Origin of the sequence: Bifidobacterium samirii (assembly GCF_003952945.1) — a bacterium.
Classification (GTDB): Bacteria; Actinomycetota; Actinomycetes; order Actinomycetales; family Bifidobacteriaceae; genus Bifidobacterium; species Bifidobacterium samirii.
In genome coordinates this window covers 124,090-144,373 of sequence record NZ_QXGK01000001.1, presented here as the reverse complement: position 1 = coordinate 144,373, position 20,284 = coordinate 124,090, and the positions used below count along the sequence as shown (strand labels likewise).

18 protein-coding genes are annotated in these 20,284 nt (G+C 64.5%); 13 read left to right on the top strand and 5 right to left on the bottom strand.

What is annotated here, in order from left to right:
* The first annotated feature begins 35 nt into the window (after window positions 1-35).
* The 8 genes from D2E24_RS00540 (at window position 36) to D2E24_RS00505 (ending at window position 10,056) form a co-directional block, all read left to right on the top strand.
* The gene (locus D2E24_RS00540; protein WP_125967378.1) at window positions 36-710 is read left to right on the top strand and encodes a master DNA invertase Mpi family serine-type recombinase; all 675 of its coding nucleotides are present in this window, start codon (window positions 36-38) and stop codon (window positions 708-710) included.
* A 102-nt stretch (window positions 711-812) separates the two neighbouring features.
* Entirely contained in the window at window positions 813-1,463 is a 651-nt protein-coding gene (gene orn, locus D2E24_RS00535) for an oligoribonuclease (RefSeq protein WP_125967377.1), read from the top strand.
* 59 nt (window positions 1,464-1,522) lie between these two features.
* The gene (locus tag D2E24_RS00530) at window positions 1,523-2,383 is read left to right on the top strand and encodes a Cof-type HAD-IIB family hydrolase (RefSeq protein WP_125967376.1); all 861 of its coding nucleotides are present in this window, start codon (window positions 1,523-1,525) and stop codon (window positions 2,381-2,383) included.
* Window positions 2,384-2,469: 86 nt separating this feature from the next.
* Window positions 2,470-3,888: a PIF1 family DEAD/DEAH box helicase gene (locus tag D2E24_RS00525; protein WP_125967375.1), complete on the top strand. Its 1,419-nt coding sequence runs from the start codon at window positions 2,470-2,472 to the stop codon at window positions 3,886-3,888.
* A 362-nt stretch (window positions 3,889-4,250) separates the two neighbouring features.
* On the top strand, window positions 4,251-6,053 hold the full coding sequence (locus D2E24_RS00520; RefSeq protein WP_164520940.1) for a proline--tRNA ligase: 1,803 nt from the start codon (window positions 4,251-4,253) through the stop codon (window positions 6,051-6,053).
* A 446-nt stretch (window positions 6,054-6,499) separates the two neighbouring features.
* Window positions 6,500-7,294, top strand: a complete 795-nt coding sequence (locus D2E24_RS00515; RefSeq protein WP_125967373.1) for a single-stranded DNA-binding protein — start codon at window positions 6,500-6,502, stop codon at window positions 7,292-7,294.
* Window positions 7,295-7,380: 86 nt separating this feature from the next.
* Window positions 7,381-7,692 carry a HigA family addiction module antitoxin gene (locus D2E24_RS00510; protein WP_125967372.1) on the top strand — a complete coding sequence of 104 codons (312 nt, stop codon included), beginning with the start codon at window positions 7,381-7,383 and terminating at the stop codon, window positions 7,690-7,692.
* Between the two features lie 390 nt (window positions 7,693-8,082).
* Complete coding sequence (locus D2E24_RS00505; RefSeq protein ID WP_125967371.1) at window positions 8,083-10,056, top strand: MFS transporter; 1,974 nt, start codon at window positions 8,083-8,085, stop codon at window positions 10,054-10,056.
* 126 nt (window positions 10,057-10,182) lie between these two features.
* Here D2E24_RS00505 and D2E24_RS00500 read toward each other — a convergent pair whose 3' ends face one another.
* From D2E24_RS00500 to D2E24_RS00490, 3 genes are all read right to left on the bottom strand, one after another.
* Window positions 10,183-11,046, bottom strand: coding sequence for a sensor histidine kinase (locus D2E24_RS00500; RefSeq protein ID WP_125967370.1), 864 nt, complete (start codon window positions 11,044-11,046; stop codon window positions 10,183-10,185).
* 227 nt (window positions 11,047-11,273) lie between these two features.
* Window positions 11,274-11,990, bottom strand: a complete 717-nt coding sequence (locus D2E24_RS00495) for a response regulator transcription factor (protein WP_125967369.1) — start codon at window positions 11,988-11,990, stop codon at window positions 11,274-11,276.
* A gap of 124 nt (window positions 11,991-12,114) precedes the next feature.
* Window positions 12,115-14,193 (bottom strand): M13 family metallopeptidase, encoded by a 2,079-nt coding sequence (locus tag D2E24_RS00490; RefSeq protein ID WP_125967368.1) that lies wholly within the window; start codon window positions 14,191-14,193, stop codon window positions 12,115-12,117.
* A 243-nt stretch (window positions 14,194-14,436) separates the two neighbouring features.
* On the opposite strand from D2E24_RS00490, the gene D2E24_RS00485 reads away from it, so the two are divergent.
* Together D2E24_RS00485 and D2E24_RS00480 are read left to right on the top strand one after the other, a co-directional pair.
* Window positions 14,437-14,712 (top strand): hypothetical protein, encoded by a 276-nt coding sequence (locus tag D2E24_RS00485; RefSeq protein ID WP_125967367.1) that lies wholly within the window; start codon window positions 14,437-14,439, stop codon window positions 14,710-14,712.
* A gap of 21 nt (window positions 14,713-14,733) precedes the next feature.
* A complete protein-coding gene (locus D2E24_RS00480) occupies window positions 14,734-15,459 on the top strand; it encodes a hypothetical protein (protein ID WP_125967366.1) in 726 nt (241 codons plus the stop codon).
* Between the two features lie 23 nt (window positions 15,460-15,482).
* Here the strand turns inward: D2E24_RS00480 and D2E24_RS00475 are convergent, their stop codons facing one another.
* Window positions 15,483-16,400 carry an HdeD family acid-resistance protein gene (locus tag D2E24_RS00475; protein ID WP_125967365.1) on the bottom strand — a complete coding sequence of 306 codons (918 nt, stop codon included), beginning with the start codon at window positions 16,398-16,400 and terminating at the stop codon, window positions 15,483-15,485.
* A 215-nt stretch (window positions 16,401-16,615) separates the two neighbouring features.
* Between D2E24_RS00475 and map the strand changes: the two genes are divergently transcribed.
* The gene (map, locus tag D2E24_RS00470) at window positions 16,616-17,398 is read left to right on the top strand and encodes a type I methionyl aminopeptidase (protein WP_125967364.1); all 783 of its coding nucleotides are present in this window, start codon (window positions 16,616-16,618) and stop codon (window positions 17,396-17,398) included.
* Between the two features lie 172 nt (window positions 17,399-17,570).
* Window positions 17,571-18,863: a citrate synthase gene (locus tag D2E24_RS00465; protein WP_125967363.1), complete on the top strand. Its 1,293-nt coding sequence runs from the start codon at window positions 17,571-17,573 to the stop codon at window positions 18,861-18,863.
* Window positions 18,864-19,063: 200 nt separating this feature from the next.
* On the opposite strand, the gene dapD is transcribed toward D2E24_RS00465, so the two are convergent.
* A complete protein-coding gene (gene dapD / locus D2E24_RS00460) occupies window positions 19,064-20,056 on the bottom strand; it encodes a 2,3,4,5-tetrahydropyridine-2,6-dicarboxylate N-succinyltransferase (protein WP_125967362.1) in 993 nt (330 codons plus the stop codon).
* 87 nt (window positions 20,057-20,143) lie between these two features.
* On the opposite strand from dapD, the gene D2E24_RS10695 reads away from it, so the two are divergent.
* On the top strand, window positions 20,144-20,275 hold the full coding sequence (locus D2E24_RS10695) for a hypothetical protein (protein ID WP_277594528.1): 132 nt from the start codon (window positions 20,144-20,146) through the stop codon (window positions 20,273-20,275).
* Window positions 20,276-20,284 lie beyond the last annotated feature (9 nt).

The following is a 20,284-nucleotide window of genomic DNA, read 5'->3' as shown; positions in this document are numbered from 1 at the left end:
AGAGAAATCATCCGAATGGCTGCAACACTGACATCATGATCTATGGATACATCAGAGTCAGCACCGACCGGCAGACCGTGGAGAACCAGCGCTTCGAAATCACCCGCTTCGCCGAAACGGAAGGATTGGAAGTCGACGGATGGATCGAGGAGACCATCAGCGGCACCAAGGCGGTGAACAAGCGCAAACTGGGCGAACTGCTCGAGACGATCGAGGAAGGCGACCTGATCATCTGCTCCGAACTGTCCCGGCTTGGACGCAGCCTGTTCATGATCATGGACATACTCAACCAGTGCATGGAACAAGGCGTGCGCGTCTGGACCGTCAAGGAGGGGTATCGGCTCGGCGACGACATCCAAAGCAAGGTCCTCGCGTTCGCGTTCGGCCTGTCCGCCGAGATCGAACGCAACCTCATCAGCCAGCGCACCAAGGAGGCCCTCGCGCGGCGACGGCAGGAAGGCGTGACGCTGGGGCGTCCCGTAGGCCGCCGGTCGGCGGTGGTGAAGCTCTCCGGATACGAACAGGACATCCGGGCGATGCTGGACGCCGGCATCACCAAAGCCGAGATCGCACGCCGATACCATGTGCACCGGGCCACGGTCGGTCGGTTCATCGAAACCAGAATGGCCGACAGCGACGCTGCAATAGACACCGGAACCAATCGGACGACGGACGCCGGCGCACGCCCCGATGTAGGCGGCGCGATGTAGGCTGAACTGTTCCGTCCGGCCGGGAACCCGGCCGGGGACGACGTGCGCCGGGCAGACCGCGCGCACGGGAACACAGGAATCCGCAACGGGAAAGAGGCACACATGGCGGACGCGCACGACGGCGAAACCTACACGGCGGAAGGATCCCGCCTCATCTGGATCGACTGCGAGATGACCGGACTCGACATCTTCGGTGGCGACGAACTCGTCGAAGTGTCCGTCGTCCCCACCGACTTCGACCTCAACGTCCTCGACCAGGGCATCGACTACGTCATCAAGCCCAGCGACACGGCCGTCGCCCACATGAACGACTTCGTGCGCGGCATGCACACCCGCTCCGGCCTCATCGACGAATGGGAACACGGCCTGAGCCTGCGTGAGGCCGAACAGCGCGTCATCGAATACGTCGAACGCTTCACCCCGCAGGGCGTGCGCCCGCTGCTCGCCGGCAACACCATCGGCAGCGACAAGAAGTTCCTCGACCACTACATGCCCGACCTCATGAGCCGCCTGCACTACCGCAGCATCGACGTCAGCACCTTCAAGGAGCTCGCACGCCGCTGGTACCCGGCCGTCTACGAGAACCGCCCCGCCAAGGCCGGCGGCCACCGGGCGCTCGCCGACATCATCGAATCGCTCGACGAACTGCGCTACTACCGCGAGGCGATCATGGCGGCCGCGCCCGGCCCGTCCGCCGCCGACGCGAAGGCCATCGCCGACCGCATCGTCGCCACCGGCATCCACGCCGCCTGACCCGCCGGCGTCCGCCGACCGCCTGACGATACTGCCCGACGCCTGACGAAAGGACCATCATGACCGCATCCGACTGGACCGCCATCAACGGACCGCAGGACATCCGCCTGATCGTGACCGACCTGGACGGCACGCTGCTCGACGAGCACAGCGCCGTCCCCGACGGCTTCTGGACGACGCTCGAACGCCTGCACGGGCGCGGCGTGCACTTCGTGCCGGCGTCGGGACGCCAGTACGCGACGCTGCGCGCGATGTTCGCCGACCGCGTCGGCTACGAGCTCTCGTACGTGGCGGAGAACGGCGGCGTCGTGGCCGCCGACGGCGAGATCGTCGACGTGAGCGGCGTGGACACGGCCATCACGCGCACCGTCATCGACCTGGTCGACGCGGCGTGCGCGAGCGGCGCGCACGACGTGGGCCTCGTCCTGTGCGGCCTGACCACCGCGTACGTGCAGCGGCGCGACGAGCCGTTCCTCGACGAATGCCGCAAGTACTACCATGCGCTGCGCATCGTCGACGACCTGCACGACGTGATCGGACTGGTCGAGAGCGGCGAGGAGACCATGATCAAACTCGCCGTCTTCGACTTCGGCGACGTCGAATCCACCGCCCGCGACGTGCTCGCCCCCGCGGCCGCCGACTATGCGATGGTCGTCTCCGGCGCGCACTGGGTCGACGTGATGAACCCCGACACCGACAAGCGCCGCGGCGTCGAGGCGCTGCAGCGGCACTTCGGCGTCACCCCCGAACAGACCGCCGTGTTCGGCGACTACCTCAACGACCTGGGCATGCTCGCCGCCGGCGAATTCTCGTTCGCGATGGGCAACGCGCACCCCGACCTCAAACGCGCCGCCCGCTACATCGCGCCGACGAACGCCGAGCACGGCGTGCTGCAGGTCATCGACCGGATCGTCGCGTAGCCGGATTCCGGCCTTTCCATCGACCAAACCAGCCGATCCAAACCAGCCGAACGCAACCCGCCGACCGCAACCGAAGGAGTCGACCGATGCGACAGAGCGAAGCCCTCGCGATCCTCGAAGCGGGCGCGAGCGTGTTCCTTACCGGCGCGCCCGGCGCCGGCAAGACGTACGTGCTCAACCGCTTCATCGCCGCCGCGCGCGCGGCCGGCGCGTCGGTGGCGGTCACCGCGTCCACCGGCATCGCGTCCACGCACATCAACGGGCAGACGATCCACTCGTGGAGCGGCGTCGGCGTGGCCACGGCGCTCACCGAATCCCTGTATCGGACGATCCGCTCGCGCCGGCGACGCAAGATCGAAGCGGCCGACATCCTCGTCATCGACGAGGTGTCGATGATGCACGCGTGGCTGTTCGACATGGTTGACGAGGTGTGCCGGCGCCTCAGGCGCGATCCGCGGCCGTTCGGCGGACTGCAGGTCGTCATGTCGGGCGACTTCTTCCAGCTGCCGCCGGTGAGCGTGTCGGGCCGCAACCACGATCTGATCGCGCCGCCGCCCGAATTCGTCATCATGCGCGAACGCTACGCGAAGGCCGGCCGCAACCCGGAGGGCTTCGTCACCGAATCGCTTGTCTGGGACCAGCTGGCGCCGACCGTCTGCTACCTGACCGAACAGCACCGTCAGGACGACGGGCGGCTGCTCGGCGTGCTCACCGACATCCGCGACGGCGCCGTCACCGACGCCGACCGCGACGCGCTCGTCACGCGCCTCGGCGTGATGCCCGCGCCCGGCGAGGTCGCCGTCCACCTGTTCCCCGTCAACCGGCAGGCCGATTCGCTCAACGACCTGCGTCTGGCCGAGATCGACGACGACGAGCACGGCTTCTACGCCGAGCAGGCCGGTCCCGCGAACCTCGTCGACCGGCTCAAGAAGAACATGCTCGCCCCCGAGCATCTCGTCCTCAAGACCGGCGCGACCGTGATGGCCCTGCGCAACGACGCCGACCGCCAGTACGTCAACGGGTCGCTCGGCACGGTGCGCGGATTCACCGCCGAAGCCAAGGGCGGCTGGCCGATCGTCGAATTCGAGAACGGCAACATCGTCACGATGAAGCCGGCCTCGTGGGAGATGACCGACGGCGAGACGGTGCTCGCGTCCGTCAGCCAGGTGCCGCTGCGCTGCGCGTGGGCGATCACGATCCACAAATCGCAGGGCATGACGCTGGAACGCGCCGTCATGGACCTGCGCCGCACGTTCGCGCCCGGCATGGGCTACGTGGCGCTGTCGCGCGTCGAACGCATGGACGGCCTGTTCCTCGGCGGCGTCAACGAACGCATGTTCCTCGTCTCGCCCGACGCGGTGCGTCTCGACGGTCGTCTGCGCGACGATTCGCGTGCCGCCGCCGTCCGGCTGGACGAGGACGGCCCCGACGCGTTCGTCCCGCGTCCGCCCGTCGCCGACGCCGACGACGCCGCGCCCGACTTCACCCAGGACGAACTGTTCTGACCGTTCTGACCGCGGCGGTCGGTCGGGGCGGCCCCGACGACCGGACCGCATCGTCATCCCCGCTGCTGCGGTTTGTACGCGTCCCGACGAGGGGGACGCGCACAAACCGCAGCGACGACCATCCGCGACGGCGGTTTGTATGCGTCCCGTCGAGGCCGCCGCATACAAACCGCAGAAACGAGGGGTCGGAACCGCGGTTTGTGCGCGGCATCGTCGTCGGGACGCATACTAACCGCAGGTTGGGTGGCCGGGCGGCCGTCCGACGTCGTCGCCGGCATGATGATGGCCGGGATGCGGCGGACGTGAGACGGGAAGCCGTCTGCGGCCGCCCCACGTCCCCTTGATTGAGTACGTTTGGACGCATGAGTTCCACAGCACTTCGTATGTCTACCATGTTCCTGCGCACCCTGCGCGAGGATCCCGCCGACGCGGACGTCGATTCCGCCAAGCTGCTGCAGCGCGCCGGATACGTGCGCAAGGCCGCCCCGGGCATCTGGACCTGGCTGCCGCTGGGTCTGAAGGTCCTCAACAAGATCGAGGCCGTGATCCGCGAGGAGATGAACGGCATCGGCGCCCAGGAGGTGCACTTCCCGGCCCTGCTGCCGCGCGAGCCGTACGAGGCGACGCACCGCTGGGAGGAGTACGGCGAGAACCTGTTCCGTCTCAAGGACCGCCACGACGCCGACTATCTGCTCGCCCCCACCCACGAGGAGATGTTCACCCTGCTGGTCAAGGACATGTATTCGTCCTACAAGGACCTGCCGGTCACCCTCTACCAGATCCAGACCAAGTACCGCGACGAGTTCCGCCCGCGCGCCGGCCTGATCCGCGGCCGTGAGTTCGTGATGAAGGACGCCTACTCGTTCACCATCGACGAGGAGGGCATGCGCAAGGCCTACATGGACGAGCGCGGCGCCTACGAGCGCGTGTTCCAGCGCCTCGACCTGCCGTACGTGCCCGTGTTCGCGATGTCCGGCCCGATGGGCGGCTCCGCGTCCGAGGAGTTCCTCGCCCCGATGCCGATCGGTGAGGACACGTTCGCGCTCGCCCCGTCCGGCAAGGCGTGGAACGTGGAGGCGCTGACCACGCCGGCCGTGCCCGAGGTCGACTGCTCCGCCACGCCGGCCGCGACCAAGCGTCCGACGCCGGACGCGAAGACCATTGAGAAGATGGTGACGTGCGCCGACGCGATGTACCCGCGCGAGGACGGCCGCGGCTGGGCCGCGACCGACATCCTCAAGAACGTGGCCATCGTGGTCAAGCACACCGAGGACGAGGAGCATCCGGAAGGCTGGCGCGAGGTCGTCGTCATCGGCGTGCCGGGCGACCGTCAGGTCGACATGAAGCGTCTCGAAGCGCAGTTCGCGCCGTTCGAGATCGAGGAGGCCGGCGAGGAGGACCTCAAGAAGCATCCCGAACTGGTGCCCGGCTACATCGGTCCGATGGTGCTCGGCCCGCAGGGCAAGGTCGCCGGCGTCGACGAGCCGGTGCGCTACCTGGTCGACGCGCACATCGCCCGCGGCTCCGCATGGTTCACCGGCGCCGACGAGCATGAGGTCGACTACTACGATCTGGTGTACGGCCGCGACTTCGAGGCCGACGGCACCGTCGAGGCCGTCGAGGTGCGCCACGGCGACATGAGCCCGGACGGCTCCGGCCCGCTCAGCTTCGAGCGCGGCGTGGAGATCGGCCAGGTGTTCCAGCTGGGTCTCAAGTACTCGAAGGCGCTCGACCTGAAGGTCCTCGACCAGAACGGCAAGGCCGTGCCGGTGTGGATGGGCTGCTACGGCATCGGCGTGAGCCGCGTGCTCGCCTGCATCGCCGAGATCCACCACGACGACAAGGGCCTGGCCTGGCCGTCGATCATCGCCCCGGCGCAGGTGCACGTCGTCGCCACCGGCAAGGACGAGGCCGCGTTCGACGCCGCCGAGAAGCTGGTCGCCGAACTGGAGGAGCGCGGCATCGAGGTCATCTACGATGATCGCCGCAAGGTGTCGCCGGGCGTCAAGTTCAAGGATGCCGAGCTGATCGGCGTGCCGCTGATCGCCGTCGTCGGCCGCGACACGGTCAACAACGGCACGATCGAGGTGCGCGACCGCAACGGCGAGAATTCGGTCGCCGTGCCGGTCGCCGACGCCGCCGCCGAGATCGCCGGCCGTCTGTGAGCCGTCGGTCGCCGGTGATCCGCTGATTTGCCGCTGATGCGCTGATGCGCTGATGCGAAAGCCCCGCCGTCCTGTGTGGACGGCGGGGCTTCGCGTATCCATGGTGAGTGTTTGTTCCGTCGGTCGGCGGCGTCGCCGGTGGCAGAGGGACGTGATGACGTGTGCTGCGTGGGATTGTGGATGGATTGTTGTGGATAACCCGGGGGCGTGGGGACAAGTCGGCGGGTTATCCACCGCGAGTTGTCCACAACACGCCGACGCCCTTCGATTGCGTCCACAATGGCCGGAACCCCTCCGCCGGACGCGGACGTTCGGGCATAGTGGGATGCACCGCGCGGATCACGGTGCTGGTTGACGGCTTCGCCTTCTCTCGCACCACACCTCCATTCCGGGCCAGCCAGGTCCCAGCATCGTGGTTCGTGCAGTCCACTTCGAAAGGAGCCGTCATGGCACTGCAGCAGAACACCATCACCCTCACCGGCCGTCTCGGCGCCGAACCACAGCCGTTCGGCCCGTCCCAACCGCCCACGATGTGCTCGTTCCGACTGGCCGTGTCGCGCGGCTACTACGACGATGCCCGCCAATGGCGCACGCTGCCGACCACATGGGTGACGGTCAAGGCGTACCGTGCGCTGGCCCACAACGTGCTCACCTGCCTGCACAAGGGCAATCCGGTGATCGTGACCGGCACGCTCGGCATGGACGAATGGTCCGACGCGAACGGACGACGCCAGACGAACCTGTTCGTCAACGCCAGCACCGTCGGCCATGACCTGAACTACGGCACCACCTACCTGTCGCAGCCGCGACGCGACCAGCCCGCCGCCAACGGACAGCCCGTCAACGGACAGCCCGTCAACGGGCAACCCGCCGACGGCACCGGCAACGGCGGTCCCGCCGGCGGGCCGAACTTCGGTCCGAACGGCGGTACGGGCGCCGGCAACGCCGATCCCTTCGCGCCGGTTCCGTCATCGGGCTTCACGCCCGGTCGTCCGCCGCAGGTCGGCGGACCGGTCGGACCGGTCGCGCCGGTCAGCATCGACGTCTCCGATGATGTCGCCGACCCGTTCCTCGCCGCCGCTGCCGCCACCGCCGAAGCCGACGCCGTGATGTCGGCCGCGGCACCTGCCTCGTCCGCCGTACCCGCCGCGCCCGTCGCCGAGTCCGCACCCACATCTCCCGCAGACGACGTCCCTCCGCCGGACGCCCCGCCCGCCGACTTCGACGACCCCGCCTTCTGACGGTCCATCCGCCAATCATTGCTAACGTATTGCGATACTAACGTATTGCGATAGTATTGATGAATATGGAAGCAGCACAGGAACCGATGACTATCACCGCGGATGAGTTGTATCTGAGCACGCCGGGGGAGATCCTGCGGGAGGAGTTCATGGAGCCGGCCGGCATCACCGGGTACCGGTTGGCGAAGGCCATCGGCGTGTCGGAGACGGCCGTCGGCGAGATAGTCAAGGGCAAGCGGCGCATCAGTGTGGCGATGGCCCATCGCCTTGCGGCCGCGTTCCGCACCACGCCGAAGTTCTGGCTCAACCTGCAGCGTGATTGGGACATACTGACGTTCGATCCGGCCTCCATCGGCGATATCGTGCCGCTGGTCGAGGCGGGAGCGGATGTCGACTGACGCATGGTCGTCTGGGAGGCGGGTTGGGGTGCCGCCCAGACGGCCGCGAGGCGGTGTCGTTTTCCGGGACTGTGATCCGAGGGGGATCCCACCGGGAAGGACGGGGACATTAAGGGGGTCGATATTGTGGTATCTCGTCGGTACCTGTTGAGTCAACATGTGATGTCTGCGGTCAACGAACGTTGACTCAAGGCACCGCAGCGCGCCGCGGGTCTTCTAATATGCAAAAATCATATGATTCTTTGGAATTGGACATAACGGTAGGGCCTTTTCCATTCGAACACTCTGTGTGGTCTGAAGGATTTCAAAACCGACCGTTGGAATCGCACGGCCGTTCGAGAATCATTGCGCCGGACTGGTATTTGCCGCGATTGTAGAGGAAGGTGTTCTGTGGCATCTGCTGATGACGATTTCAGGAAGTACCAGGTCGCGTACGTATGCCGGTCCACCGCGCTGGTGATGTCGGTGCTGCCGACTTGGTGGATCGATCATGTGCACGTGTCCATGTCCATGTACCTCGGCCTGATGTCGGCGGTCACCGTCTTGGTGATGGTCATCGACCTGCCGCTTTCGTATCTCGCCGACAGGATGGGCGCACGGCTGTCCTACGGCGTGGGATTGTGCGTGTTCTCGCTGTCGTTCCTGTTCGTGGCCTTGGCGAGTTCGCCGGTCTTCTTCATCGCCTACGTGTGTTCCAATACGCTTGCCGAGGGATTGATGTCGGGCGCGGACGGCGCCCTGCTGCGGTCGATCGTCGGCCATGACGACTACCGGAAGAGCATGTACCGGCTGTCGACATGGTTCTATCTGCTCACCAGCGTGCTCTTCTTCGCGGGCATCGGATTGTATCTGTTCGATCCGGTGCTGCTGTTCTCGCTTCAGGCGGCGCTGATCCTTGTCGCCGGCATCTGCGTGCTCACCATCAGCGTGAATGCGAAGGGTGCGCAGAGGCATGCGGGTCGGGAGCCTGGTGCCGGCCGTCGCGTCAGCTTGCGGCAGCTGGTTCTGAACGCCGACAACCGCTCAGGTTGCATCCGCTATCTGGTCGGATTGGTCATGATCTGCGTGGCGTACGGCCTGTTCAACGGCTATGTGCAGTTCCAGAACCGGACCATCCAGCTGCTTTCCGGCAGTTTCTCCATCGCGGGTGTGGATCCGCTGTGGACGGTCGCGATGTTCCTGTTCGCCGGCAACCTCATCACCGTCATCGGCGTCGGACGGTCGGTCGAACGTCTGCTGAACCGTCTCGCGTTCCGGCATGTCACGCTGATCCTGCTGGGCATCCTGGCATTGTCCACCATGCTGCTGGCATCCGATAACTCCATGCTGGTGCTGGTCGGCTATCTGCTGGTGTGCATCCTCAAGGGCAATTACCGGGCCGAATACTCGGATATGGCGATGAAATCGTCGCCGTTCGTCGGACAGACGGCACTGTGGTTCAGCACGGTGAACACCGTCGCCAATCTGATCGCGTCCCTGATCAACTTCCTGATCAGTCTGGTCGCGACCGACGACGTGCAGTCGATGCAGACGTACTGGCTGTGGTGCGCCGTGGCCCTCGCGCTGCTATCCCTCCCGATGCTCGCCTACGCGGGCAAGGCGAGGCTCCCGTACCCGGGTGCGGGCACGAGCGGGAAGCGGTCGTATCTGACGTTCCATCTCGACAGCCACAACGCGACCGAATTCACGCAGGTCCACCCGCAGGGTTTCGATTGCGACGCGTTCGTCCGGCAGTATGATGCGTTCCGTCAGGTATATGACCGGCACATGCCGCGGATCGACGCGACACGATCCTCGGGAGACCATGTCACCTATGCGATCGTCGACGGCTCCAACCTGCTTTCGGTGCCGCCCCGCCAACGGATGGCGGCGCTGCTCGACGCCGGACTGCAGGACCTCCTCGAAACACGACCGTCAGCGGATTCATCCCGCAAGGAGTCGTCCGACGCGGGCACGACGGCACAGACGAATCTGAACAGGCTCTGCGCGACCTGCTGCGACTGCATGACGTACAGCCATGGGGACATGGTTCCCGGCAACATCCTGATCGCCGACGACACCATCGTGCTGGTGGATTGGGATCGGATGGCGATCGCGCCGCGGCTCCTCGACGAGTTCTCCATCGTCTTCCATCCCGACCTGCCATGCGATATGCCGACCCGCATGCGGCTCATGGAATCCCTGCGCGCCGCCCATGACCCGGACTGCCCGTCTCGGAAAGTCGAACCATCTGAGATTGTGCTCAGACTCATCGATGCCGCAATCGGGGACTGTCTCAGCCGGCGTGATACTGTCGCACGCCGGCTTGCGCAGCAATACACGGAGTTGAAAGAGGAGCTTCTGCGCATGCACGACAGATGTTGATATCGAATCGCTACGCCCTGGGATGCAGTGATTGCGTCTATGCATTCCCTGGGCGAGATCACTCCTGATGATATTCCAGAGATTCATTAATCCGCGCTGCATTATCGATTAGAGCAAACGCATATTCTAGTTTTCGATAGTGACGGATATCGCCCACAAGTCGTTTGCGATTGATGTGTCTACCGTCCCGCCTGCATTGGAGACAAGCATTTGCAGCGACTGAAGACCGAAACCGGATGTCATTCTGTTCGCAGAGTCTTGCTCATAGGGGTTGCTTTCGGTGATGGTGATCGAAGTCGAAGTGATGTTCACGTTGACGGTATAGTTTCCGTACGCTGGACAGTGCCGTAGTATATTCGAATATATTTCCCTTAATGCGATTGCGGCAATCGCCTCCGTCCGTTGGCTCAATACATGCGGTGATTTCCCCGACAGTCGTGTCCGTCCGTGAAATCCGGCAATGTTAAGTAATTTGTCGCCCTCTTCGATACAGTCGTTCAGGCTGGAATTCCTTTCGATGAAAGAAACGTCTTCGCAACTGTCCCGTAGCGTGCGAATTATGATCTGGATGTTGTGCAAGGCCTGGAGTGACTGTGAATGGATGCTTTCGATGATTTGCGAATGGTCGCTTGACGCCGATTTCTCTTGTTCGCAAAGCAGTATCACTGCGGATAGTTCGCTGGTCGCCGAATCATGGAGAACCTGAGCTATGCGATGCTGATTGAGATATGTTTCCAATTGATGACGGTTCGCCGCGATCAGCTTATCTTGTCGTATTGTTCTTGCGCATAATCCGGCCATGAATGCGAGCTCGAAGCATGCAGCTGAAGTGAGGAATTGCGGAACGGGAACATCGAATAGAAAGATGCAGGCGCCTTCACATGCGAGGATGGCTGTTCCTGCGAGAAGCGAACGTCGGGTGTTTTCGGAAAAGGATAGATGGGCAAGCGCCAGAAAGACGCCGTAACGTTGAATTGCGCCATAACTCATCGGAGACAATACGATGATGCAGTAATTTATGATGATGAGCGTGGAGATGACACGAGGATTGCGATAAAAAAACATCAGGCAGCATAGATGGAACAGACATGAAACAAGCAATGCCGGTGTCCAGAGAGGAAAGTCGGGGAAGAAGTACGAGAAGCTTGCCCAATATATGCTTGTGAGTACCGAAAAGCCGATTGATACGTACAGACTCTTGCGTCGCCATACACTCATCAGATACCGTGGCTGCTTTCGATCATTCCCAACAGGGAAGAATATGAGGCTCTCAAGTGAACCCATTGTGCGGCCGCCTGAGCTAAAGTCCGGCAATCCATCTTTTCCCTGATCCTCTTCGTATACGTGCGTACGGTCACTGGGGAGACTCCAAGCTGAGCGGATATCTCGTTCTGGTCGTATCCGTGCAAAGTAAGCTCCAGAACCTGAATCTCTCGCAAGCCGAGAGACGGCGTATTCCTCTTTGCCGAGCGCTCGGTTTCGCGGTTGTGACTGCGTATTGCGGTATTAAATGAAACATTCCGACATTGCGGCGGAGGCATAAGGACTTCCCCGCAAGCGAGGGTGCGTATTGCATCCGCTATTGTTCGGACATTGGTTTTTTCGACGATACCCTGAGCTCCGCATTCGGATATATCCGCCGCATATCGTTCAATCGGATACGACGTGATTCCCAATATCGCGGTCGTTGCATTGCCGGCACGTATCTCTCTGCAAACGTCCGTTCCGCTCATATCAACAAGGGACATGTCCACGAGCATGACATCAGGCGGACGTCGTTCATGACTGAGAGCGATGGCTTCCCGCCCTCCGTTCGCGACCCATGCCACCGAAAATCCGTAACGTTGTTCGAGTATGGACCGCAACGCCATGAGCGTGATGGGGTCATTGTCGATGATGGCTATGGAGATGGGGGCGCCCGGAGAAGTTTGCATATGCGTCAAGTCTAGCCCTGACGTTCAGCGCCGCTATGGCATGGCCATTATTCGGCGGTTCGCGCATCGGGTGCCGAAGATTGTCGGTGGCCAGCCGAATACGGCCGGCCACCGACCTAAATGGCTACCAGATGGAGACGCGCGCCTCGGGGGCGAGCCACATCGCGTCGGATTCGGTCACGCCGAACGCCTTGTAGAACAGGTCGACGTTGCGCGCGATGCCGTTGGTGCGGCATTCGGCGGGGGAGTGCGGGTCGATCTGCAGGTACTGTTCGGCCAGCTCGTCGCGGTTCTTGCCGCGCCAGATCGACGCGTAGCTGAGGAAGAAGCGCTGCAGGCCGGTGAAGCCGTCCATCTCCGGGGCGGTGGCCAGCGACGCCTCGATCGCCTCGGCGGAGCCGTCGGATTCGCGGCCGGCGGCCTTGTCGAGGGCGAACGCGTACGCCTTGAGCGCGATGGTCACGCCGCCCAGGTCGCCGATGTTCTCGCCGATGGTGAGCGCGCCGTTGACGTGCGGGGCGCGGCCCGGCTCGTCGGCGTACTTCTCGGCCAGCTGCACCGGCACGAACTCGTCGTACTGGGCGATGAGCGCCTTGGTGCGCTGCTCGAAGTTCGCCTTGTCCTCGGCGGTCCACCAGTCGTTGAGCACGCCGTCGCCGTCGTACTGGGCGCCCTGATCGTCGAAGCCGTGGCCGATCTCGTGGCCGATGACCGCGCCGATGCCGCCGTAGTTGGCCGCATCCTCCGCCTCCGGGTTGAAGAACGGAGGCTGCAGGATCGCCGCCGGGAACACGATCACGTTCATGCTCGGCTCATAGTAGGCGTTGACGGTCTGCGGGTTCATGAGCCATTCGCCGCGGTCGACCGGCTTGCCGGCCTTGGCGAGCTGATAGCCCGACTCGTACAGGGAGGCGGCGGCCATGTTGGCGACGAGACCGGCGTCCTCGCGCACGTCGAGCGCCGTGTAGTCGCGCCAATGCTCGGTGTAGCCGATCATCGGCGTGAACTTGGAGAGCTTCTCGAGCGCCTTGTCGCGGGTTTCGGCACCCAGCCAGTCGCTGTGGGCGATCGAGACGCGGTACGCGTCGATCAGGTTGGCGACGAGCTGCTCCATGCGCTGCTTGGAGCTTTCGGGGAAGTGACGGCGCACATACTCGCGGCCCACCTCCTCGCCGCTGACGCCGTTGACGAGCGCCACGGCGCGCTTCCAACGGTCGCGCTGCTGGCGGGTGCCGGAGAGCACCTTGCCGTAGAAGTCGAAGTTCGCCTCGTCGAAGTCGTGGCTGAGCATCGACGCGGAGCCGACGATCATGTGCACGCGCGCCCACAGCTTGAGGTCGTCGAGGTCGGCGGCGGCCCAGAACGCGTCGAGTCCGGTCAGGAAGTCCGGCTCGTGCACGATCGTGTGGGCGAGCGCCGCGGCCATGTCGACCGGCTGCGCGGCGGCCGCTTCGGTCGCGTCGTACGCGGCCTGCCAGGCCTGCGCCCAGGCGGCGATGTCGACGTGGGCGAGCGCTTCGGCGAGCTGGCTGAAGTCGGTGGGGTTGTAGGTCTTCTGCGAGTCGCGGGTGGCGACGACGTCCCAATGGTGGGAGGCGATGCGGGTTTCGACGTCGAGGAACCGGGCGGCGTCCTGCGCGGCGGTCTGTTCGTCGCCGTAGCCGGCGTTGACGAGCTGGCGGGCGACCATCGCGGCGTACGCGTCGCGGATGGGCGCGTAGTTGTCGTCGCGGTAGTACGCTTCGTCGGGCAGGCCGAGGCCGGCCTGTTCGATGTGCACGACGTTGGTGTCGGGGTCCTTGGGGTCGCCGTAGATGCCGATGCCGAACAGGTCGGGGCCGCCGGTGGGGTTGAGGGTGCCGAGGACGCGGATGAGGGCGGTCTTGTCGGCGGCGGCGTCGATCTGGTCGAGCGCGGGGCGGATCGGGTCGATGCCGGCGGCTTCGATGGCGTCGACGTCGAGGAAGGAGCGGTAGAGGGCGTGGGATTTGACGGCGGGGCAGTCGTCGTCCTCGAGGATGTCGCGGATCTGGTTTTCGGCGTCTTCGGCGAGCTTGTCGAAGGATCCGTAGCGGGAGCGGTCGTCGGGCAGGCGGTAGGTGTCGATCCACGGGCCGTTGACGTAGCGGAAGAGGTCGTCGCCGGGCTTGGTGACGGCGGAGAACGAGGCCGGGTCGAGGCCTGAAATCAATGGTTTGGTCATGGCCTCAGCCTAACCGCGCGAAATGACAAACGCCCGCATGGCGTCGATTGCCGCCGGCCGGTCTTTGCGGTGCCGTTCCCACGCATGTGATGGAAAACTTCGTTCCGGTCTGGCTTGCGTTGCGATTTGCTTTATCCTATTATGAACTTTGGAACGCTGATGTTCCCATTCGTTCGATAGGCAGGGGGATTCCATGTCAAGCAAACGCATCCAGAGTTTTTTGTCGTATTTGTAACGGCTTTGTTGACGGCTGTGCTCTGTCTAGGTTTCAGTGTTCGTGAATCGTTCGCCGGGGAGGGGCAGCTGAACAATGCCAATGTAAATGCGGCGTGGAGCTGGAACTCATCGTTCTCTTCCGCGAGTTCGTACTCGAAGAAGTATGGGCATTATGCCTTGGCCGTGCAGGACGGCAATCGGGCATTGGATAATCGTCCTGGAGGCTTGCATGCCAGTGCGTCCATTCATGGTAATTCCGCGTTGCTGGATGATTATGCTGCTGCTGGTCTTGGTTATCGCTGAGTTTGGGGCGTTGATGTGACGATGAGCCATTTCGAGTGGATGCGTGTGGTATCCATGGCGGCGGCGGTGCTGCTCATGCCGGCGTTGTTGGGCGGTTGCGGGTTTGCTGCCGGTCGGGTTCATTCGGATGACGGGGTGTCTTCGGATGGATCGGAGGCTTCCGGAGGGGTTTCCGATGAGGGGTCCCGCAGCCGGCTCGCCGATTCGTTCTCCTCGTTCGTCGATATGATGCTCGAGCAGGCGCGCGCCGATGGCACGGTCGCTGCGGAGCAGATGACGGTGTTGGAATCGGCGAAGGCCGAAGGGGTCGTGTCTGTGGCCGAATACGAGCAGGTCTGGTCCAATTATCGGCAGTGCATGGTCGATAAGGGGAATCCGGAGCCGGTACTTGTCAAATATCCGAACGGGCTGTATCATCAGGCGGTCGTATCCGGCGACGCGTCGAGCGCCGATGCGTTTCTGGCGGACGTGTCCGAGTGCAGCGTCACGCACACCATGTACGTCGAAGCCGTGTACGAGGCGCAGTTGGACAACCCCAATCTATATGAGGACTCCGCCACGGGCATCGTCGATTGTCTGCACCGGCATGATCTGGTCGATCACGACTATACGGTGGAGCGCTTCTCTAAGGAATCGGCCGAACAGGAGTTCTCGTTTGACATCTCCGACATGGAGGTGCTGTCATGCATGGTGGCCAACGGCCTGTTCTACGCCAACACCGACGTGATGCCGAAACAGGTGTTGTAGCTCCGGATGCCCCTGCTGGGCCTTCACTTCCGGCGCGGCTTGCCGAAGGTGAAGGCGCGCACGATCGCGGAGGCGCCCATCACGATGAGCGCGATTCCGGCGAAGACGATGAGGAACAGCGTCGAGGAGACGGGGGAGAACAGCAGCACGATGCCGGCGACGATGGAGACGGCCGCGTAGGCCATCGCCCAGCCGGAGCGCTTGAGACGCCACGATTCGGCGAGCGCCACCGCGCCTTCGAGGATCCATCCGAAGCCGACGATGAGCGTGGCGAACACGGCGATCGTGGTGCCGGACAGGACGGCGTTCTTGAGCATGACGACGCCGCCGAAGGCGAGGAGTATGCCGACGAGCACGTCGAGGACGCGCCATCCGCCGGGCAGGCCGATGGTGACGAGCGCGCTGACGATGCGGATCGCGCCGGAGACGATGAAGTAGAGGCCGAGGGTGACGGCGAACACGGTGAGCGTGTTCGCGGGCCAGATGAGCAGGGCCGCGCCGAGCAGTACGGCGGCGACGCCGATCACGCCGTACAGGCTGCGGATCGCGCTTTTGGCCTTGTCGGGCAGGATCTCCTCGATGAGGCGGAACGGCCCGCCGTCGCGCCATGCGCCGCCGTCGGGTCCGAATCCGGGCATGCTTTGGTTCGGCTGGTAGCCGTTCTGGTATGCGTTCTGCTGGTATCCGCCGCCATACGAGTTGCCGCCGTACGGGTTGCCGTTGGGCTGGTAGGCGTACGGCTGGCCGTACTGCGGCTGCCCGTTGTTCTGTGCGTTGGTGTTGTTCGCGTCCGGTGCGCCGTACGGGTAGTTGGTGTTGTTCGGCTGCCCCTGTGGTGCGTACGCCCCGTATTCCGGCGTCCCGTTCGCGCCGTTCGTTCCGTTGCTCTGATCGGGGCCGTTGACGCCGTTCGTTCCGTTCGCGTCGTTCCTGTCGTCCATGTCCGCTCCTTGCTGATGACGGCCGTCCGTTGACGCCGTCGTATGATGACCGTCTTCCATGTTAGACACTTTGCCTAATTCTCGCCTTCGGCATAACTAGACAAAACGTCGCATTCTGCTTCCCGTCGCCGCGCGGACGCCGCCCGCCCGGCCCCGCCGCATCCCGACTCCGCCACCCCGCACCGGAGTAGGGCCCGGCGAGTACGCTGGAACCCATGATCGAACTGAAGACCCCCCGCGAAATCGAAGAGATGCGGCCCGCCGGACGATTCGTCGCCGGCATCCTCAAGGAACTCAAGGAAACCACCAAGGTCGGCACCAACCTGCTGGAGATCGACGAATTCGTCCACAGGAAGATCGTCGACCGCAAGGGCGCCGAATCCTGCTACGTCGACTACGCGCCCGACTTCGGCACCGGCCCGTTCGCCCACTACATCTGCACGTCCGTCAACGACGCCGTCCTGCACGGCGTGCCCTACGACTACGCGCTCAAGGACGGTGACCTCGTCAGCCTCGACCTCGCCATCAGCGTCAACGGCTGGGTCGCCGACTCCGCCATCAGCTTCGTCGTCGGCGAGAAGCAGGACCCCGAGGACCTGCGCATCATCAAGTGCACCGAGGAGGCGCTCGCCGCCGCCATCGACGCGGCCAAGCCGGGCAACCGACTGGGAGACATCTCCGCCACCATCGGAGACGTGGCCCGCTCCTACGGCTACCCGATCAACCTCGACTTCGGCGGCCACGGCGTCGGCCACATCATGCACGGCGACCCGCACGTGCCCAACGACGGCCGCGCCCACCACGGCTACCGCCTGCGCTCCGGCCTCGTGATCGCCATCGAACCGTGGTTCCTCAAGACCACCGACGAGATCTACCAGGATCCGCAGGACGGCTGGACGCTGCGTTCCGAGGACGGATCGCGCGGCGCCCACAGCGAGCACACCATCGCGATCACCGACGACGGTCCGATCATCTTCACCGACCGCACCAACCTGTGATCCATACCAGCCGGTAACCATCGGCGACCCACGATCCGGACGGCCGGCGGGACGCGAGTCCCCGCCGGCCGTCCGCATACGCGGCCCTCCCACCGTGAGACGCGCGCCCCTCGGCGCAACACGCGTGCCCTATAGTGAGCGATATTCCCGAACCCGACCGATGGGAGCACGCATGGCAACCGCACGACTGAACGTCGACGACAACGACTACACCCTGCCCGTCCTTCAAGCCAGCGCCGGCCCCGACGGCATCGTCGTGTCGAAACTGCGCAACGACGGCTGGGTCACGCTCGACCCCGGCTTCCTCACCACCGCGCAATGCGAGTCGAAGATCACGTACATCGACGGGCACAACTCGATCCTGCGCTACCGCGGCTACCCGATCGAGCAATTGTGCGAGGAATCCGACTTCCTCGAGGTCGCATGGCTGCTGCGCCACGGCGACCTGCCGTCGCGCGACGAATACGAGCGCTTCGTCGCCGACATCAACCACCGCACGATGGTCGGCGAGGACTTCCGCACGTTCATGGGATCGTTCCCGCGCACCGCGCACCCGATGAGCGTGCTCGCGTCCGCGATCAACGCGCTCGCCACGTTCCACCCCGACACGACCGACATCACCGACCCGGCGCAGCTCGACGAATCCGCCGCGATCATCATGGCCAAGGCGCGCACGATCGTGTCGTACATCTTCCGACGCCGCCGCGACGAGCCGATGCTGTACCCCGACTACGCGCGCGGCTACGTCGACGACTTCCTGCGCATGTGCTTCGCCGTGCCGTACGAGCCGTTCGAATCGGACCCGCTGGCCGTGCACGCGCTCGGCCGCCTGCTCATCATCCACGCCGACCACGAGCAGAACTGCTCCACGTCGGTGGTGCGCATCGCCGGCAGCGCCCACGCCAACCTGTACTCGGCCGTCGCCGCCGGCGTCAACGCGCTGTCGGGACCGCTGCACGGCGGCGCCAACGAGGCGGTATTGCGCCAGCTGGAGGCGATCCGCGACTCCGGCAAGAGCGTGCGCGCATTCGTCGAGGACGCCAAGCGCGACGGGCAGCGCATCTCCGGCCTCGGCCACCGCGTGTACAAGTCGTACGATCCGCGCGCCGCCATCGCCAAGGACTATCTGGAGAAGATCATGGCCCGCGCCGACACGCTTCACCTGCCGGCCGACGAGCGCGCCCTGTTCGACGTGGCCACCGAACTCGAATCGATCGCGCTGAACGACGACTACTTCGTCAGCCGCCACCTGTACCCGAACGTCGACTTCTACACCGGCCTGATCTACCGGGCGATCGGCTTCGACCCGGCCATGTTCACCACGCTGTTCGCACTCGGCCGCATCCCCGGCTGGATCGCCCAGTACCGCGAGATGCTCGCCGACCCGAACACGAAGATCGGCCGCCCCCGCCAGGTCTACACCGGCGAGACCCAACGCGACTACATCCCCCTCGACCGGCGCTGACGAGAGCCGGCAGGCGCCGACCGTCATCCGGACGCAGGCGGATGACAGTCCTTCGCAATGGACGCGCGATCGACCGGTCCGCGTGCCCGTTGCGAGGTTTCAATCACCCGAAACATCACAACGGGCACGCATGTCTTTCGAATGCGTGCCCGTTGCGAAGGTCCGGAGCCGGAAAACCCGCGACCGGTCAGATCATCGGATCAGTTGTGCTTGTGGAGCTGCTCGTTGAGTTCGATGCCGGTGGCGCGGTGGCGCGCTTCGATGCGGCCGGTCAGCGAGTTGCGGATGAACAGGATGTTGTTCTTGCCCGACAGGTCCTTGCCCTTGACGACCTCGAGCGGCTCGCCCGCGGCGGCCTTCTCCTTGTCCCAGAGGGTGATCTTGGTGCCGGCGGTGATGTACAGGCCCGCCTCGACGGTGCAGTCGTCGCCCAGCGAGATGCCGATGCCCGCGTTGGCGCCCAGCAGCGAGCGTTCGCCGATGGTGACGCGGTGCTTGCCGCCGCCCGACAGGGTGCCCATGATGGACGCGCCGCCGCCGATGTCGGAGCCGTTGCCCACGACGACGCCCTGCGAGATGCGGCCCTCGACCATCGACGTGCCGAGCGTGCCGGCGTTGAAGTTGACGAATCCGGCGTGCATGACGGTGGTGCCTGCGGACAGGTAGGCGCCCAGGCGCACGCGGCTCGTGTCGGCGACGCGCACGCCGGAGGGGGTCACGTAGTCGAGCATGTTCGGGAACTTGTCGAGGCCGCTGACGTGCACGCCCGCATGCGGCATGCCCGGCATCATGCGGTTGGCGGCGGCTTCGACGTCGATCTTGCGCAGCGCGAAGTCGGCGACGGCGAACGGGCCGTAGTTGGTCCACACGACGGTGTTGAGCTTGGCGAAGATGCCGTCGAGGTTGAGGGTGTTGGGCTGGGCCATGCGCATGGACATCAGGTGCAGGCGCAGGTAGGCGTCGGCGGCGTCCTCGATCGGCTCGTCGAGCTTGCTGACGGTGAACACGGGGATGCGGCGCGCGCCGCGCGCGTCCGGTTCGGCCGTGGCCATGTCGCCGAAGCCGTGGTTGGGGCGCGACGTCTCGTCCGGGGCGTCGCCGAGGGCGAGCGTGGGATACCAGACGTCGAGCGTGGATCCGGCCGCGTCGATGGACGCCAGACCCCAGCCCCATGCGGTGCGCGATTCGGTCATGTGTGTCTCCTAACTACTGAAGGGGTGCTCCCAAGCATAGTCGTTGCCCAGAGCGTAAATCCGCGCCGTTGCGTATGATGGCCGCCTGTGGACGACTATCGGACGGAACGCGAACGGCATGAGCGACGCCGCCGCATGATGATGCGGGCGGTGTGCGCGGTCGTCGCCGCCGCGGTGCTGCTGTCCCTGGTCGTGCCCGCGATCTACGCGGGTCTTTGACTCCGTCGC

Bases quoted from the DNA above. Each gene is read 5' to 3' on its own strand.
- map (WP_125967364.1), top strand. From the start codon at position 16,616: ATGATCGAACTGAAGACCCCCCGCGAAATCGAAGAGATGCGGCCCGCC.
- D2E24_RS00525 (WP_125967375.1), top strand. From the start codon at position 2,470: ATGCGACAGAGCGAAGCCCTCGCGATCCTCGAAGCGGGCGCGAGCGTG.
- D2E24_RS00530 (WP_125967376.1), top strand. From the start codon at position 1,523: ATGACCGCATCCGACTGGACCGCCATCAACGGACCGCAGGACATCCGC.
- orn (WP_125967377.1), top strand. From the start codon at position 813: ATGGCGGACGCGCACGACGGCGAAACCTACACGGCGGAAGGATCCCGC.
- dapD (WP_125967362.1), bottom strand. From the start codon at position 20,056: ATGACCGAATCGCGCACCGCATGGGGCTGGGGTCTGGCGTCCATCGAC.
- D2E24_RS00540 (WP_125967378.1), top strand. From the start codon at position 36: ATGATCTATGGATACATCAGAGTCAGCACCGACCGGCAGACCGTGGAG.
- D2E24_RS00500 (WP_125967370.1), bottom strand. From the start codon at position 11,046: ATGAGTTATGGCGCAATTCAACGTTACGGCGTCTTTCTGGCGCTTGCC.
- D2E24_RS00515 (WP_125967373.1), top strand. From the start codon at position 6,500: ATGGCACTGCAGCAGAACACCATCACCCTCACCGGCCGTCTCGGCGCC.
- D2E24_RS00510 (WP_125967372.1), top strand. From the start codon at position 7,381: ATGACTATCACCGCGGATGAGTTGTATCTGAGCACGCCGGGGGAGATC.
- D2E24_RS00480 (WP_125967366.1), top strand. From the start codon at position 14,734: ATGAGCCATTTCGAGTGGATGCGTGTGGTATCCATGGCGGCGGCGGTG.
- D2E24_RS00520 (WP_164520940.1), top strand. From the start codon at position 4,251: ATGAGTTCCACAGCACTTCGTATGTCTACCATGTTCCTGCGCACCCTG.
- D2E24_RS00495 (WP_125967369.1), bottom strand. From the start codon at position 11,990: ATGCAAACTTCTCCGGGCGCCCCCATCTCCATAGCCATCATCGACAAT.
- D2E24_RS00490 (WP_125967368.1), bottom strand. From the start codon at position 14,193: ATGACCAAACCATTGATTTCAGGCCTCGACCCGGCCTCGTTCTCCGCC.
- D2E24_RS00475 (WP_125967365.1), bottom strand. From the start codon at position 16,400: ATGGACGACAGGAACGACGCGAACGGAACGAACGGCGTCAACGGCCCC.
- D2E24_RS00465 (WP_125967363.1), top strand. From the start codon at position 17,571: ATGGCAACCGCACGACTGAACGTCGACGACAACGACTACACCCTGCCC.